The organism is Faecalibacterium tardum (assembly GCF_040096515.1).
Classification (GTDB): Bacteria; Bacillota; Clostridia; order Oscillospirales; family Ruminococcaceae; genus Faecalibacterium; species Faecalibacterium tardum.
The window spans coordinates 69,691-84,213 of sequence record NZ_JBBMEO010000010.1 but is presented as its reverse complement, the minus strand read 5'-3'; the positions used below and the strand labels follow the sequence as shown (position 1 = coordinate 84,213).

Genomic DNA, 14,523 nt, shown 5'->3' with positions numbered 1-14,523 from the left:
CCCGGTCAGCGCCTATGCCCACTTCGGTAAGGGCAAGGGCATCCGGTTCGGCGGCTGGATCAACGCCATCATCCCCATTTTGATCGTGCCGTACTATTCGGTCATCGGCGGCTGGGTCATCCACTATCTGGCCGAGTACCTGTGCGGCCGCGGCAGTAATCTGGCAGCGGACGGTTACTTCTCCGGATTTATCACCAACGGCTTGCAGGCCGAACTGGCCTTTTTGCTGTTCAGCCTGTTCACGCTGGGCATTATCTTTGCCGGTGTGCGCAACGGCGTGGAGCGCGTCTCCAAGGTGATGATGCCAGTGCTGGTGGTGCTGTCGCTGGTCATTGCGGGCTACTCTGTTACCCGTCCCGGCGCACTGGCGGGTGTAAAGTATTTTCTGGTGCCCAACCTCAAAAACTTCTCCTGGATGACCGTGGTCACCGCCATGGGACAGATGTTCTATTCTCTGTCCATTGCCATGGGCATTCTGGTCACCTTCGGTTCTTATATGAAGAAGGACGTCTCCATCGAGGAGTCCACCGAGAACGTGGAGGTGTTCGATACCGCCATTGCCATCATGGCAGGTCTGATGATCATTCCGGCGGTGTTTGCCTTCTCCGGCGGCGACCCGGACACCCTGCAGGCCGGCCCTGCGCTGATGTTCATTACCATCCCCAAGGTGTTTGCCAGCATGGGTCTGGGTACCGTGGTGGGCGTGCTGTTCTTTGTGCTGGTGCTGTTTGCAGCCATTACCAGCTCCATTGCCCTGACCGAGAGCGCTGTTTCCACCTTTGAGGACGAGCTGGGCTGGGATCGTACCCGCTCCACTGTGCTCATCGGTGCTATCATGGTAGCGCTGGGCAGTCTGTCGGCGCTGGGCTACGGCCCGCTGGCTGAGGTGACCGTGTTCGGGATGCAGTTCTTGGACTTCTTCGACTTTTTGACCAACTCGGTCATGATGCCTATTGCCGCCATTGCCACCTGCCTGCTGGTGTCCCGCGTCATCGGCGTGGAGCAGATCGCGCAGGAGGTGGAGCAGGACGGTCAGCGGTTCCGCCGCAAGCCGGTGTTCAATTTTATGATCCGCTGGCTGTGCCCCATTTTTGCAGCCATTATTCTGGCAAGTTCGGTGGCAAACGCCTTTGGCTGGATCGCCATGTAAACCAAAAACAGTATTTCCGGCAGCAGAACGCAAGTTTTTAACAGTAAAAGCAGGACAAGGGGGCTCTTATGAAAATGGAAACCTTGAAGCAGCAGATCCTGACGGCAAAGGGTGACGTGAGGGCAGAGCTTGTGCTGAAAAATGCCCGGGTCATCAACGTGTTCACAAACGAGATCGAGCAGGCCGATGTAGCCATCCGTCAGGGGGTCATCCTTGGCGTGGGACACTATACCGGCGAGACTGAGCTGGACTTGCAGGGCAAGTATGTTTGCCCGGGGCTTGTGGATGGGCACATCCACATTGAAAGCTCCATGCTCTGCGGCCCGGCCTTTGAACAGGCGGTGCTGCCCCACGGCACCACGGCGGTGGTCACCGACCCGCACGAGATCTCCAATGTGGCCGGTACGGCGGGGCTGGACTTTATGCTGGAAACTACCAAAGATCTGGCACTTTCGGTCTACTTCATGCTGCCCTCCTGCGTGCCCGCCACCGGACTGGACGAGTCCGGCGCGGTGCTGGAAGCGGAGCAGCTGCGCCCCTACTATCAGCAGCCCCGGGTACTGGGGCTGGCAGAGTTGATGAACTCCTACGGCACAGTGCGCGCGGACGAAAAGATCCTGCAGAAGATCTGCGACTGCACCGCCGCGGGTAAACGCATCGACGGGCACGCACCCTTCCTCAGCGGGGAGGAGCTGAACGCCTATATCGCCGCCGGGGTGCAGTCCGACCATGAGTGCTCGGACATCCATGAAGCCATGGAAAAGCTGCGGCGCGGACAGTACATCATGGTGCGGGAGGGCACCGCAGCCCAGAATATGGAAAGCCTGCTGCCCCTGTTCCGGGAGCCCTATTGCAGCCGCTGTATGCTGGTGACCGATGACAAGCACCCCGGGGACCTGTTGCAGGGCGGGCATATCGACTATATCATCCGCAAGGCCATTGCCGCCGGGGTAGACCCGGTGGTGGCGGTGCGGATGGGCACCCTTGTGCCGTGTCAGTACTTCGGCTTTGCGCATAGCGGCGCGGTGGCTCCCGGTTACACCGCAGACCTGATCGTGCTGTCAAATCTGGAACAGTTCACGGTGGAGCAGGTGTACAAAAAGGGCAAACTGGTGGCGCAGCAGGGCAGAATGCTGCACCCCGCCGCCCTTGCGGTGGACAAAGCACGCTTTGCGCGGGTGTTTGATTCCTTTAACATGGACGAGATCACCCCGGAGCAATTGCAGCTGAAGCAGACCGGCACCCGGCAGCGGGTGATCTGCCTGACCCCGCACGCCCTGCTGACCACGGAAAAGATCGTTCCGTTCTGCCAGCACCCGGGCACAGCACCCGGCGTGGACGTGGCACAAAAGATCGTCAAGCTGGCGGTGTTCGAGCGGCATCAGCGCTCCGGTCATGTGGGTTTGGGCTTTTTGGGCAACTACGGCCTGCAATGCGGCGCAGTGGCTTCCAGTATCGCCCACGACTCCCACAACCTCATCGTGGCGGGCACCAACGATGCCGACATGGTGCTGGCGGGCAACACGGTGCGCAAAAATAAGGGCGGCCTTGCCTTTGCACTGAACGGACAGGTGATAGGGGAGCTGCCGCTGCCGGTGGCAGGGCTTATGAGCACTGAGAGCGCCGAGACTGTGGAGGAAAAGCTGCAAGCGCTCAAGGCGGCGCTGAAAGCCCACGGCATCTCGGAGGACATCGACGCCTTTATGACCCTTGCTTTTGTAAGCCTGCCGGTCATCCCGAAGCTGCGGCTGAACACCTACGGCATCGTGGATGTGGATGCCCAGCAGATTGTCCCGGCGGTGTTCTGAGAACGCCGCCTGAGAGGGCAAATTTTAAAACTGACGTTTTATCGCAATGCCGGACAGTCTGCGGGCTGTCCGGCATTGCGTTTTACGGCAAGAGGACTCTTGACTTTTTGCCACAGAACCGGTATGTTGATACTGTCCGTCTGACACACAGCATTGCATTTATAATATAAGGAAGCTTTATGGAAAAACGCAGCACACCCTCTTTGCAGATCACCGACCGTTTTGGTGCACAGGCGGCTTTTGCCAGCCTGCGCCTGCCGGACGGCACCGAAGCCACCGTGCCGGCAGAGCACGCCGCCGCTATCTATGTAAACGAGCAGCCCGCCTTCCGGGTGGTATGCACCCCGGCGCTGCTGCCGCAGCTGGCCTTGGGGCGGCTGCTCACCGAAGGGTGGATCGCATCTGCGGACGAGGTGGAACAGATCGCCGTCTGCGCTGAGGGCGCAAAGGTGCAGGTATATCTGCGTCACCCGCTGCCCACCCGCCGCGCCGCCGCGCAGGAGGTTGCCAGCTGCTGCACCGATAATATCGCGCTGGGCAGTCCGGTGGAACTGCAGCCCCTGCGCCCTGTGCCGGGGCTGGCCTTGCAGCCGGAATGGGTGCAGACCCTGACCGCCGCCATGCACGCCGGTTTGCCGCTGTACCGCGCCACCCGGGCGGTGCACAGCTGCTTTGTGCTGCACAAAGGGGAAATTGTTTTTGCCTGTGAGGATCTGGGACGGCACAACGCGCTGGATAAGGCGGTGGGCTGCGCGGTGCTGGCAGGGCTTCCGCTGGCAGAATGCGTGCTGTACACCAGCGGCCGGGTGCCGCTGGATATGGTGCGCAAGGCCATCCGCGCCGGAGTGCCGGTGCTGGTAAGCAAAAGCATGCCCACGGTGCAATCCGCAGAGCTTGCAGCAGAATACGGCCTGCAGCTGGTGTGCGGACGCAAAATCCCTAAAGTTTAAGCAAATATTACAAAAACAATAGTTACAAAACGGAAAAGCCTGTCTGTTTCTGTTGACATACTCCGCGCACGCATGTTAATATATTATCGAAGAGACCGCTCCGCTGTTGCAGCAGCCAGAGCGGCCTCAATTGTTGTCCGGGGTTACCCGGCAAAATAAAAAACAGGCAGGTGATAACATGAAGCAGGCAACCAACCCGTTTGCGCCCGTACCGCTGTGGCGCAAGCGGCTGCCGGGCTATGCAGCCATGGGCGTTGCGACCATCGCCTTGGCGGTCGGTCTGACCACCTTGCAAAGCGCACGCACCACGGTTGCCGGTACCCTGCTGCCGGTGTCGGAGGCGGATGCAGCCACCTACGGCATCAGCGCAGTGTACCAGCTCGACGATGGCAGCTACCGCGTGGAGGGCTCTCAGAAGGGCTTCCAGAGCGATGTGCAGGCTGCCGTGACCATTGACGCCGAGGGCAATGTTTCCGCAGTAGAGATCCTCTCTCAGGAAGAAACCGAAAGCCTTGGCGGCCAGTGCGTCAACCCGGAGTTCACGTCCCAGTATCAGGGCACAGCTCCCTTCACGCTGGCGGGCAAAAGCTACACCGTAACGGACCCCGTTACCGGTGCCGCCTATGCCGCTGCCGGTGCGGCGGAGGAGCAGCCCGCTGCTGCCGGGGATTTTGACCCCGCACAGTGGCGCACCTTCGATACCTCTCCCGAGGCCGAGGCTACCCGCAAGATGTATGCTGCGGGGCTTACCTTCTCGGCTTTGAAGGGCGAGGCACTGGGCGATGAGCTGGCTCCGCCGCTGGATTCCAGCGCAGAGGCCGTGGCACGGCGCAAGCTGTACGCAGCCATGCTCAGCAAGAGTGCACTGGACGGCGAGCCGATGGCGATCCCCTTTGCGGATCTCTCGGCAGAGGAGCAGTCCAAGGCGCGTCTGGAGCAGGCCAGCCTGACCACTACCGGCAATGCGTCCGGTGCCGTCAGCGCAGACCTGACCGAGGTGGACGCCCTTTCCGGTGCGACCATCACCTCTTCGGCTGTGACGACCATCGTCAACAACTCGTATTTCTATGTGACCGAGGTGCTCAGCGCAGAGTGACCTCAACGGAGGAATGGAACCTATGGCAAAAACTGATTTCCTGACGGCTGACATGACCCGCCGTCAATTCATGAAGATCTCGGGCAAGAGCCTTGCAGGGCTCACCCTGTCCGCTTCCATGCTGTCCCTGTTCGGCTGCTCTCAGCAGCAGGTGGATTCCGGCGCAGTGGCCACTTGGGCACTGCCGCAGGGCCTGCTGGTGGTCAACGCAGACCTGTGCACCGGCTGCCAGCGCTGCGAGATCAACTGCACCCTGACCAACGATGGCGTGTGCTCCTCTTACATCAGCCGCGTCAAGATCCAGCGCCGTCTGAATCTGGACGGCGCAGGCAACGGTCTGCTGTCCGGCACCGATAACTGCTTTGTCTACTTCCCGGATACCTGCCGCCAGTGCGAGGACCCCGCCTGCGGCAACGCCTGCCCGCAGAAGGCTATCACCACCGATGACCGCGGCATCCGCGTAGTGGATACCGACAAGTGCATCGGCTGCGGTGCCTGCCATGATGCCTGCCCGTGGCATATGCCCACCGTCAACCCCGAGACCGGCAAGTCCTCCAAGTGCATCGCCTGCGGTGCCTGCGTGGCAGGCTGCCCGTCCGGCGCTCTGTCCATCGTGGATTGGGATGCCGTTACCAGCGCAGCACAGGCTGCATACTTGGATCTGTAAGGAGGAACTACAATGGCTGAAAGTTATGGCTGGGCAGGCAAGATCCTGCGCGTCAACCTGACCACCGGCGAGATCACCACGCAGGATGACGAAAAGTACCATAAGTATATCGGCGGTATGGGCATGGCCTACCGCATTATGTATGAGGAAGCTCCCATGGAGCTGGACCCCTATGACGAGAAGGCTCTGGTCATCTTTGGTGTCGGCCCCCTGACCGGCGCAGGCGTGCCCTGCTCCGGCCGTATGAACGTGACCTTCCGCTCCACCTGGTCCAAGGGTCACTCCATTATTGACGCACACATGGGCGGCCACATCGGCTCCATGCTGAAGTATGCCGGTTACGATGGCATCGTGATCAGCGGCATCTCTGAGAAGCCCGTCTATCTGCGCATCGAGGACGGCGCGGTCTCTCTGGAGGATGCAACCGAGATCTGGGGCAAGGGCACCTTTGCTTCCAATAAGTGGATGGTAGAGCAGAACGGCCGCGAGTTCGAGACCGCTTCCATCGGCCCTGCCGGTGAAAATCTGGTGGACTACTCCACCCTGAACACCAGCTTCGGCAACTCCGGCGGTGCCGGTCTGGGCGCTGCCATGGGCAACAAGAAGCTGAAGGGTCTGGCCATCCGCGGCACCGGCAGTGTCAAGGTCGCTGACCCCAAGAAGGTGCTGGAGCTCTCCAACTACATGATGGGCAACCTGATCGGCGGCAACAACAACCACAACGTGCCCGCACAGCCCCAGAGCTGGGCAGAGTACAGCGCCACCTCCGGCAAGAACCGCTGGTCCGGCGCCCCCGGCCGTATGTGGAAGAAGGCTCCCGGCGGCCCCGTGGATACCGGCGAGCAGCCCTACAACGATATTAACAAAGTGGCTCTGCGCTGCTTCAAGGGCTACTTCGACTTCGGCGCTCCCGCTGCCGAGTACACCGTGAAGAACGGCGGCTGCTCTTCCTGCCCCATCCGCTGCTACACCGAGTATGATGTGGATCCGCTGGCAGATTACGATCTGCCCACCCACAACTCCAACACCTGTATGCCCGTGCTGTACGGCACCCGCGTCTACCCGGACGGCGTGCACGACTTCAAGTACGAGGGCGACGGCACCATGGTCATCAATCTGGCATGGTCTCATGCAGTGGACGATATGGGCCTGTGGGACAACTACGGCAACCTGAACCGCGACCTGCTGTGGATCCTGCGGATGCCGCGCGAGGAGGCCACCAAGTACATCAGCGAGGCCGAGTACGACTCTCTGCCTTGGGAGTGGGAGAAGGCCGGCGATCCCCGCTGGGAGGTCGAGCTGATCCGCCGCATGGCTTACGGCGAGGGCGACCTGTCCGTTATCGCCAAGGGCACGCTGGCCATGATGGAAAAGTTCGGCCTGCCCAAGAGCTGGCTGGACCGCGACGACGGTGCTACCAACTCCAACCTGATCTACAACGGCTTCCCCAACCACCACGGCCCTGCTGAGGCATGGCAGGTGGGTATGCTGTACAACCTCGTCTACAACCGCGACTGCATGATCCACGAGATCGTCTGCGAGACCGGTTCCGGCGCTCCGTATGAAGTGACCAAGAAGGTCATGGAGGACTTCTTCGGCGAGGGCTGCTACGATAAGGCCAAGGCCTACACTCCCATCAACGAGAACAAGGCAAAGCTGGCTGCATACTGCGTCAACGATAAGAACTTCCACGACTCCGCTACCCTGTGCAACTGGATGTGGCCCATGACCCAGTCTCCCTCCAAGGAGCGCGACTACCACGGCGATCTGGACCTGCAGGCAGACTTTATGACTGCTGTTACCGGCGAGACCTATACCCAGGCCGGTCTGCAGGAGGACGGCGCCCGCATCACCCAGATGCTGCGCGCGATGACCGCCATCAGCTTCCAGCAGAATTGCGGCAGCGCAAACCTGCGTCAGGAGCACGATGCCATCTGCGATTGGGTGTTTGATAAGGACCCCGATTTCAAGGCATTCGAGGAAGGCACCACCAAGCTGGACCGCGCCGACATGGAGAAGGCTAAGGATCTGTTCTACGACATCTTTGGCTGGGACCGCACCACCGGTGTGCCCACCCGCGAGACGCTGGAGAAGTATGATCTGGCTGACATGGCCGATGATCTGGAAAAGCGCGGCATCTACGCCCAGAACACCGCAGCAGCTGAATAAATCCCATAGAAAGAGGAAAGACCGTCATGTTGTTTGGCAGACGTAAACCCGGCTACACCACCACGGTGGATGGCAGCGTAGACCCGGAGCAGGCCGTTCTGGAACTGCAAAAGGCAGAGCTGGCCGCCAAGAAAAAGCCCAAGGCAGAGGTGTTTGACATCGACGCCGCAAGCGAGACTGCCCGCCGCCTGAAGGAGACCGGCAGCACCTTTGACGGCAGCGCCGCCAAGACCGGCGAGGATGTGATCGCCGCAGTGGAGCGGGAGACCGCCGAACTTGCCGCAAAGCAGGCCGCCGAGGCCGCACCCGAAGCCGCCGAAGCTGTGCAGCCCGATGCTGCAAAGCCGGAGCTGCTGGATTTTCTGGCCGGTGAACCGGAGGCAGAAAACGATCCCTTTGCGGATCAGCCCACCAAGACCGCCCCGGAGCTGCCGGAGCTTACCCCTGCACAGGAGCTGGCCGGTTACATCCGTGCCCGCTCTGCGGCTGCGCTGATTACTCCCCACGCTTTGCTGCTGGAGGAAGTGGAAAACGCCGACGAGCTGCTGGCGCAGATGCCCGCAGACCCCCAGTGCACCGATATCGTCACCCGCGCGGGCGCAAAGGACACCTACTACTACTCCAACGCCAACATGAGCGATAACTACGCCATGATCGCGCAGCTCATCGAGGACAAGGATCTGTGCGTGATGTTCGCCGAGATGGTGCGGTTCAACGCCCGCATCTACCCCAGCGCTACTCCGCTCAAGTACTTCCAGCGCTCCCCCTACGGCCTTGCGCCGGAGGTCATCGAGCAGACTTGGAAGGCCATGCAGGAGAACCCGGAGTATGCCGATATCGAGGAGCTGACCAACAACCAGAACGAGCGGTTCCTCTTTTCCACCAAGCACCTCACCCGCCGCTACGCCAAGGCTATCAGCGACGTGGACGATTTCTGCGATTAAACCATAAACTACAATTGAATCAGGGTATAAGAGCTTCTTTGAGCAAAGGTGTCTAAACTCCCACAAAGAGCAGGGCACCGCGCCGCAATGCTGCACCCGCAAGGGCGGGCATTCAAGGGTGGCGGGGGAAACCCCACCGCCTTCCCGCAGAAGAAACGCTGCAATTTGAAAAAAAGAACTCCTCCCATCTTCACAGGTGCTTTTTGGCTGTGTGCTGCCGCTGCAAGGGCGGCACATGGCCAAGGGCTGCCACCGGCGTAGCAGACTGCAAATTGCCGCAGCCGGTTTCGTGGGGATATTCTGCGGAGGCGTTTTGATTTTCCGGTCAAGACGTCTCCGCTTCTTTTTCACCTGCCTTTTTGAAAAAAGAATACCCCCGCCGGTGTCCCTGCCTGAGCCATAGCAGAAGGGGAGAGCGGCGGGTCTATGGAGGAAGTTATAATGAACCAGCCTTTCTGCTCCCCCGTTCAGGCGCTGCGCAGCGTGCTGGACGCGGCAGCGCTTCTGCCTTCTCCGTCCCCGGAGACCATCCCGCTGGAAGCCGCCTGCGGGCGCATTGCCGCCGGTGACCTCTGCGCCCGGATGGACCAGCCCCCCTTTGACCGCAGCCCGCTGGACGGCTACGCCCTGCACAGCGCGGATACCGCTGGAGCAAGCCGGGAAACCCCGGTCGCCCTGCCGGTGGTGATGAAGCTTTACGCGGGCGATGCCCCGGCTGCGGCGCTGCCCGCAGGCTGCGCTGCCCGCATCATGACCGGTGCCCCCCTGCCGGAGGGCGCGGACTGCGTTTTGATGCAGGAGCTGACCGACAGCGGCGAAGAGACCGTGCAGCTCTATGCCGCCGTAAAACCGCTGCAAAACGTAGTGTTCCGGGGGGAAGATGTAGCCGCCGGTGCGGTCATTGCGCCCGCCGGGACGGTGCTCACCCCCGCCCATCTGGGCGTGCTGGCCGGGCAGGGCTACGCCGAAGTAGCCGTCTGTCGCCCGCTGACCGTGGGTATCCTTTCCACCGGCAGCGAGCTGCTGGAACCCGGCGCACCGTGGGCACCCGGTAAAATTTACGATGCCAACGGCATCCAGAACGCAGCCCGGCTGCGTCAGCTGGGCTTTGCCGTGGAACGGCAGCAGTGCTCCGACGACCCGGAGGTCATCACCGGTAAAATGCAGGAGCTGCTGACCCGCTGCGATGCCGTCATCACCAGCGGCGGCGTCTCCGTAGGGCAGAAGGATTATCTGCCCCTTGTGCTGGAAAAGCTGGGCGCACAGCTGCTGGTAGAGGGCGTAGCCCAGAAGCCCGGCAGCCCCATGCTGGCGGCAACACTGGGCGGTAAGCTGGTGTTCTGCCTGTCCGGCAACCCCTTTGCCGCCGCCGCTACGCTGGAGCAGTACGCCATCCCTGCGCTGCTGCGCGCCGCCGGACGGCGGGAGGAGAGCTGCATCCCCGCCCGCACCGTCTGCACCCTGACCAATGGCTTTTCCAAACCCAGCAAGGGCAACCGCTACCTGCGGGCGACTGCCTGCGGCGGCAAGGTGACCCTGCCCGGTGCGGGCAACGCCGAGGCGCACTCCTCTGGTGCGCTGTCTGCCATGATGGGCTGTAACTGTCTGGTGGAGATCCCCGCCGGCAGCGGCCCGGTTGGACCCGGTACAGAAGTGGAGGTGCTTTGCTTTGTACAGTGAACAAAAACAGGCGCTGGCGGAAACACAGGCGCTCAAACGCCCGGCGGTGCTGGCTGTCAGCGGGGTGCACAACAGCGGGAAGACCACCCTGCTGGAAAAACTGCTGCCCGTGCTGCGCAGCCGTGGGCTGAAGGTAGGTGCCATCAAGCATGACGGCCACGATTTTACCCCGGACGTGCCCGGCACCGACAGCTACCGTCTGCGGGAAGCCGGTGCCGAGGGCGTGGCGGTCTATTCCGGCACGCGCTACCTGCTGACCGAAGAATTCCACCTGACTGAGCAGGACCTGCTTGCCCTGTTCGAGCGTCACGGCTACGACCTTGTGCTGCTGGAAGGGTTCAAATCCAGCGGCTGGCCGAAGATCGAGGTGGTGCGCAGCGCCATTTCGGATGCGCCCGCTTCCTTCCAGCCGCTGGCGGTGGTGGGGGATATCCCCGGCGCAGATTTTGACCTGAACGATATTCCGGCACTGGCAGACTGGATCGAAGCCCAGATGCCCGCGCTGTAAGGAGAATGCCATCATGAAACTGATCCGTACTGTTGACGCTGCAGGGCAGGTGCTCTGCCATGATATCACCCAGATCATCCCGGGCGAGTACAAGGATGCCCGCTTCCGCAAGGGGCACGTCATCCAGCCCGAGGATATCCCTGTGCTGCTTTCCATCGGCAAGGAGAACCTCTACGTCTGGGAAAAGCACCCCGGCATCCTCCACGAGGACGAAGCAGCCGCCCTGCTGTACAAAGCCGCTGCGGGCAAAAATATCCACGGCACTGCGCCGAAAGAGGGGAAAATCGAACTGATTGCGGACTGCGACGGGCTGCTAAAGATCAACCGCAAGGCGTTGATGGCTGTAAACAGCACCCCGCAGATGATGATCGCCACCATCCACGGCGACCTGCCGGTGAAAAAGGGGCAGAAGCTGGCCGGTACCCGCATCATCCCGCTGGTCATCGAGCAGGAGAAGATGGACGCCATGCAGGCCGCTGCCGGGGCAGAGCCTATCCTGAACGTGCTGCCCATGCAGGCCAAGAAGGTGGGCATCATCACCACCGGCAGCGAGGTGTTCAAGGGACGTATTGAGGATAAATTCACCCCCATCCTGCAAAGCAAGCTGGCTGTCTACGGCTGCGAGATGGTTTTCCATAAGGTCTGTGATGATGACCCCGCCGGGATCACTGCCGCCATTCTGGAGGCCAAGGCCGCAGGGTGCGAGCTGATCTTTACCACCGGCGGCATGAGCGTAGACCCCGACGACCGCACCCCGCTGGCCATCAAGAACACCGGGGCGGACATCATTACCTACGGCGCACCGGTGCTGCCGGGAGCCATGTTCCTTGTCAGCTATCTGGACGGTGTGCCGGTGTGCGGCCTGCCCGGCTGCGTGATGTACGCCAAGCGCACCATTTTTGACCTGTTGCTGCCCCGTCTGCTGGCGGATGACCCCATCAGCGCCGAAGATATTGCCCGCTTGGGCGAGGGCGGCTTGTGCCTGAACTGCGAAGTGTGCCACTGGCCAAACTGCGGCTTTGGGCACTGCTGAAACCCTCTCAGTCAAAGCCTTTCGGCTTTGCCAGCTCCCCCGAAGGGGGAGCTTTACTAAGGTGAAAAAATATGAGTGAAAATAATCTGACGCATTTTGATGCCGCCGGCAATGCCGTGATGGTGGACGTGAGCGCAAAGCCCGTCACCGCCCGGGAAGCAACTGCACACGGCATCATTACCATGAACGCCGAAGCCTTTGCCGCCGTGCAGAGCGGCACCGTGAAAAAAGGCGATGTGCTGGGCGTGGCACGTATTGCGGGCATCATGGCCACCAAGCGCACCAGCGAGCTGATCCCCCTGTGCCATCCGCTGCCCCTGACTAAGGTGGGCATCGAGTTCCGTCTGCTGCCCGAGCGGCAGGCGGTGGAAGCCCTGTGCACCGTCAAGACCAGCGGCGTGACCGGCGTGGAGATGGAAGCGCTGACCGGCGTTTCCACCGCGCTGCTGACTATCTATGATATGTGCAAGGCCGTGGATAAGGGCATGGAGCTGGGCGAGATTCATCTGGTGGAAAAGACCGGCGGCAAGAGCGGCCACTATATCCGGGCGGAGGGCGGCTATGTTTGATCGTTACCAGCGCGAGATCCATTACCTGCGCCTGTCGGTGACCGACCTGTGCAACCTGCGCTGCCGCTACTGTATGCCGGACGGCGTGGAAAAGCTGGAGCGGGAAGCAGTGCTGACCTACGAAGAGTTTCTGCGCTTAGCTGCGCTGTTTGCCCAGTGCGGCATCGACACCGTGCGAGTGACTGGCGGCGAGCCGCTGGTGCGCAAGAACGTGGCGCAGCTGGTGGCTGGACTCAAAGCGACCCCGGGCATCCGCCGGGTCACCCTGACCACCAACGCGGTGCTGCTGGCAGAGCAGCTGCCCGCATTGCTGGACGCCGGGCTGGACAGTGTGAACATCAGTCTGGACACCCTGCGCCCGGAGGTGTTCCGGCAGATCACCGCCCGGGACGATTTTGCCGCCGTGCAGGCGGGCTTGCAGGCGGCGCTGGAAAGCGGCCTGCCGGTCAAGCTGAACTGCGTGCCGCAGGCGGGCGTCAACGAGGGTGAGCTGGAAGCGCTTGCCGCGCTGGCAAAGGACAACGCCATGCAGGTGCGGTTTATCGAGATGATGCCCATCGGCTACGGCGCTGCCATGCCCTGCATCTCCGGCCCGGAACTGCGGGCGCGGTTTGCCCGGCGCTGGCCGGAGCTTGCGCCCCTTTCCCCGGCGCAGGAGCACGCCTTGGGTGACGGCCCGGCGGTGTACTACACCGTGCCGGGCTGGCAGGGCAGCATCGGCTTTATTGCAGCGGTGCACGGCAAGTTCTGCGCTTCCTGTAACCGTGTGCGGCTGACCAGCCAGGGCTTTTTGCGCCCCTGCCTTGCCAGCGAGACCGGGTGCGACCTGCGCGCCCTGCTGCGCAGCGGCGCGGACGACGCACAGCTGCTGGCCGCCATCCGGGAGACCATCTGGGCAAAGCCCCGGGAACACCATTTTAACGACAGTTCCATGCCCGCTACCCGCGGGATGTATCGCATTGGAGGATAAATAACTATGGGTAAGCTTCTGGCAATCTGCACCAGCCCCAAGCGGGGCACCGTAAAAACCGAGGTGCCCAGCGCCGTCCTGACCCCGGAGTGGGGCATCGTGGAGGACGCCCACGGCGGCAACTGGCACCGTCAGGTCAGTATGCTCAGCGCCGAAAAGATCGAGGCGTTCCGCAAGAAGATCTGGGTGGACTACGGTGCCTTCGGCGAAAATCTGGTCATCGAGGGCTTCGATTTCCGCAATCTGCCGGTGACCAGCCGGTTCGCCATCGGGGACGTGGTGCTGGAAATGACCCAGATCGGCAAAGAGTGCCACAACGACTGCGTCATCAAGCAGCAGACCGGCGAGTGCATCATGCCCCACGAGGGCGTGTTTGCCCGGGTACTCACCGGCGGCGAGATCCATGTGGGGGACGAGGTGACCCTGCTGCCCGCACTGGAAAACCCGCCCCTGCGCGCTGCCGTCATCACCCTTTCCGATAAGGGCAGCCGTGGTGAGCGGGAGGATAAAAGCGGCCCGCTGATTGTGGAAATGCTCACCGCCGCAGGCTATGTGGTGGAAGAGACCATGATCCTGCCGGACGAGGCAAAGGCGCTCAAGACTCAGCTCATCCGTATGGCAGACGGCCGTCAGGTGAACCTTGTGCTCACCACCGGCGGCACCGGCTTCTCCCCCCGTGACATCACCCCGGAAGCCACCTGCGCTGTGGCCGACCGCAACGTCCCCGGCATTGCCGAAGCTATGCGCTACCACAGCCTGAGCATCACCCCGCGCGGGATGCTGAGCCGTGGCGTCAGCGTGCTGCGCGGCAAGACCCTGATCGTCAACCTGCCGGGCAGCCCCAAGGCAGTGCAGGAGAACCTCGAGTACATCCTGCCCAGCTTGGAGCACGGGGTACGCATCGCCGCGGGTCTGGACGGCGAGTGCGCCCGTAAGTAAGGTTTCCTGCCCTGTTTTCCTTTACGGGGCGTAGAAATAT

Annotated in this window: 13 protein-coding genes; all 13 read left to right on the top strand. The window is 61.8% G+C overall.

Going from position 1 to position 14,523, the window contains the following annotated elements; translation table 11 throughout:
- Nucleotides 1–1,150: sodium-dependent transporter (locus WMO44_RS08275; protein WP_349152309.1), on the top strand; the 1,150-nt coding region annotated here is incomplete at its 5' end.
- Between the two features lie 68 nt (nt 1,151–1,218).
- The gene (gene ade / locus WMO44_RS08270) at nt 1,219–2,958 is read left to right on the top strand and encodes an adenine deaminase (protein ID WP_349152308.1); all 1,740 of its coding nucleotides are present in this window, start codon (nt 1,219–1,221) and stop codon (nt 2,956–2,958) included.
- A 179-nt stretch (nt 2,959–3,137) separates the two neighbouring features.
- Nucleotides 3,138–3,908 carry a formate dehydrogenase accessory sulfurtransferase FdhD gene (locus WMO44_RS08265; protein ID WP_349152307.1) on the top strand — a complete coding sequence of 257 codons (771 nt, stop codon included), beginning with the start codon at nt 3,138–3,140 and terminating at the stop codon, nt 3,906–3,908.
- Between the two features lie 178 nt (nt 3,909–4,086).
- Nucleotides 4,087–5,004, top strand: coding sequence for an FMN-binding protein (locus WMO44_RS08260; protein WP_349152306.1), 918 nt, complete (start codon nt 4,087–4,089; stop codon nt 5,002–5,004).
- A gap of 22 nt (nt 5,005–5,026) precedes the next feature.
- Nucleotides 5,027–5,671: a ferredoxin-like protein gene (locus WMO44_RS08255; protein WP_055186098.1), complete on the top strand. Its 645-nt coding sequence runs from the start codon at nt 5,027–5,029 to the stop codon at nt 5,669–5,671.
- 12 nt (nt 5,672–5,683) lie between these two features.
- Entirely contained in the window at nt 5,684–7,840 is a 2,157-nt protein-coding gene (locus WMO44_RS08250) for an aldehyde ferredoxin oxidoreductase N-terminal domain-containing protein (protein ID WP_349152305.1), read from the top strand.
- Nucleotides 7,841–7,866: 26 nt separating this feature from the next.
- A complete protein-coding gene (locus WMO44_RS08245; protein WP_349152304.1) occupies nt 7,867–8,784 on the top strand; it encodes a YdhW C-terminal domain-containing protein in 918 nt (305 codons plus the stop codon).
- Nucleotides 8,785–9,225: 441 nt separating this feature from the next.
- Nucleotides 9,226–10,464, top strand: a complete 1,239-nt coding sequence (locus WMO44_RS08240) for a molybdopterin molybdotransferase MoeA (RefSeq protein ID WP_349152303.1) — start codon at nt 9,226–9,228, stop codon at nt 10,462–10,464.
- Nucleotides 10,454–10,972: a molybdopterin-guanine dinucleotide biosynthesis protein B gene (gene mobB, locus WMO44_RS08235; protein ID WP_349152302.1), complete on the top strand. Its 519-nt coding sequence runs from the start codon at nt 10,454–10,456 to the stop codon at nt 10,970–10,972. The genes WMO44_RS08240 and mobB overlap by 11 nt, the downstream gene beginning before the upstream one ends.
- A 13-nt stretch (nt 10,973–10,985) precedes the next feature.
- Nucleotides 10,986–12,005: a molybdopterin-binding protein gene (locus WMO44_RS08230; protein ID WP_349152301.1), complete on the top strand. Its 1,020-nt coding sequence runs from the start codon at nt 10,986–10,988 to the stop codon at nt 12,003–12,005.
- 71 nt (nt 12,006–12,076) lie between these two features.
- Entirely contained in the window at nt 12,077–12,574 is a 498-nt protein-coding gene (gene moaC / locus WMO44_RS08225) for a cyclic pyranopterin monophosphate synthase MoaC (protein ID WP_349152300.1), read from the top strand.
- Nucleotides 12,567–13,544, top strand: coding sequence for a GTP 3',8-cyclase MoaA (gene moaA, locus WMO44_RS08220; protein ID WP_349152299.1), 978 nt, complete (start codon nt 12,567–12,569; stop codon nt 13,542–13,544). The genes moaC and moaA overlap by 8 nt, the downstream gene beginning before the upstream one ends.
- Before the next feature lie 6 nt (nt 13,545–13,550).
- On the top strand, nt 13,551–14,483 hold the full coding sequence (locus WMO44_RS08215; RefSeq protein ID WP_349152298.1) for a molybdopterin-binding protein: 933 nt from the start codon (nt 13,551–13,553) through the stop codon (nt 14,481–14,483).
- Nucleotides 14,484–14,523 lie beyond the last annotated feature (40 nt).

Coding starts and splice junctions, on each gene's coding strand:
- ade (WP_349152308.1), top strand. CDS start 1,219: ATGAAAATGGAAACCTTGAAGCAGCAGATCCTGACGGCAAAGGGTGAC.
- WMO44_RS08240 (WP_349152303.1), top strand. CDS start 9,226: ATGAACCAGCCTTTCTGCTCCCCCGTTCAGGCGCTGCGCAGCGTGCTG.
- moaC (WP_349152300.1), top strand. CDS start 12,077: ATGAGTGAAAATAATCTGACGCATTTTGATGCCGCCGGCAATGCCGTG.
- WMO44_RS08250 (WP_349152305.1), top strand. CDS start 5,684: ATGGCTGAAAGTTATGGCTGGGCAGGCAAGATCCTGCGCGTCAACCTG.
- WMO44_RS08230 (WP_349152301.1), top strand. CDS start 10,986: ATGAAACTGATCCGTACTGTTGACGCTGCAGGGCAGGTGCTCTGCCAT.
- moaA (WP_349152299.1), top strand. CDS start 12,567: ATGTTTGATCGTTACCAGCGCGAGATCCATTACCTGCGCCTGTCGGTG.
- WMO44_RS08265 (WP_349152307.1), top strand. CDS start 3,138: ATGGAAAAACGCAGCACACCCTCTTTGCAGATCACCGACCGTTTTGGT.
- WMO44_RS08260 (WP_349152306.1), top strand. CDS start 4,087: ATGAAGCAGGCAACCAACCCGTTTGCGCCCGTACCGCTGTGGCGCAAG.
- WMO44_RS08245 (WP_349152304.1), top strand. CDS start 7,867: ATGTTGTTTGGCAGACGTAAACCCGGCTACACCACCACGGTGGATGGC.
- WMO44_RS08255 (WP_055186098.1), top strand. CDS start 5,027: ATGGCAAAAACTGATTTCCTGACGGCTGACATGACCCGCCGTCAATTC.
- WMO44_RS08215 (WP_349152298.1), top strand. CDS start 13,551: ATGGGTAAGCTTCTGGCAATCTGCACCAGCCCCAAGCGGGGCACCGTA.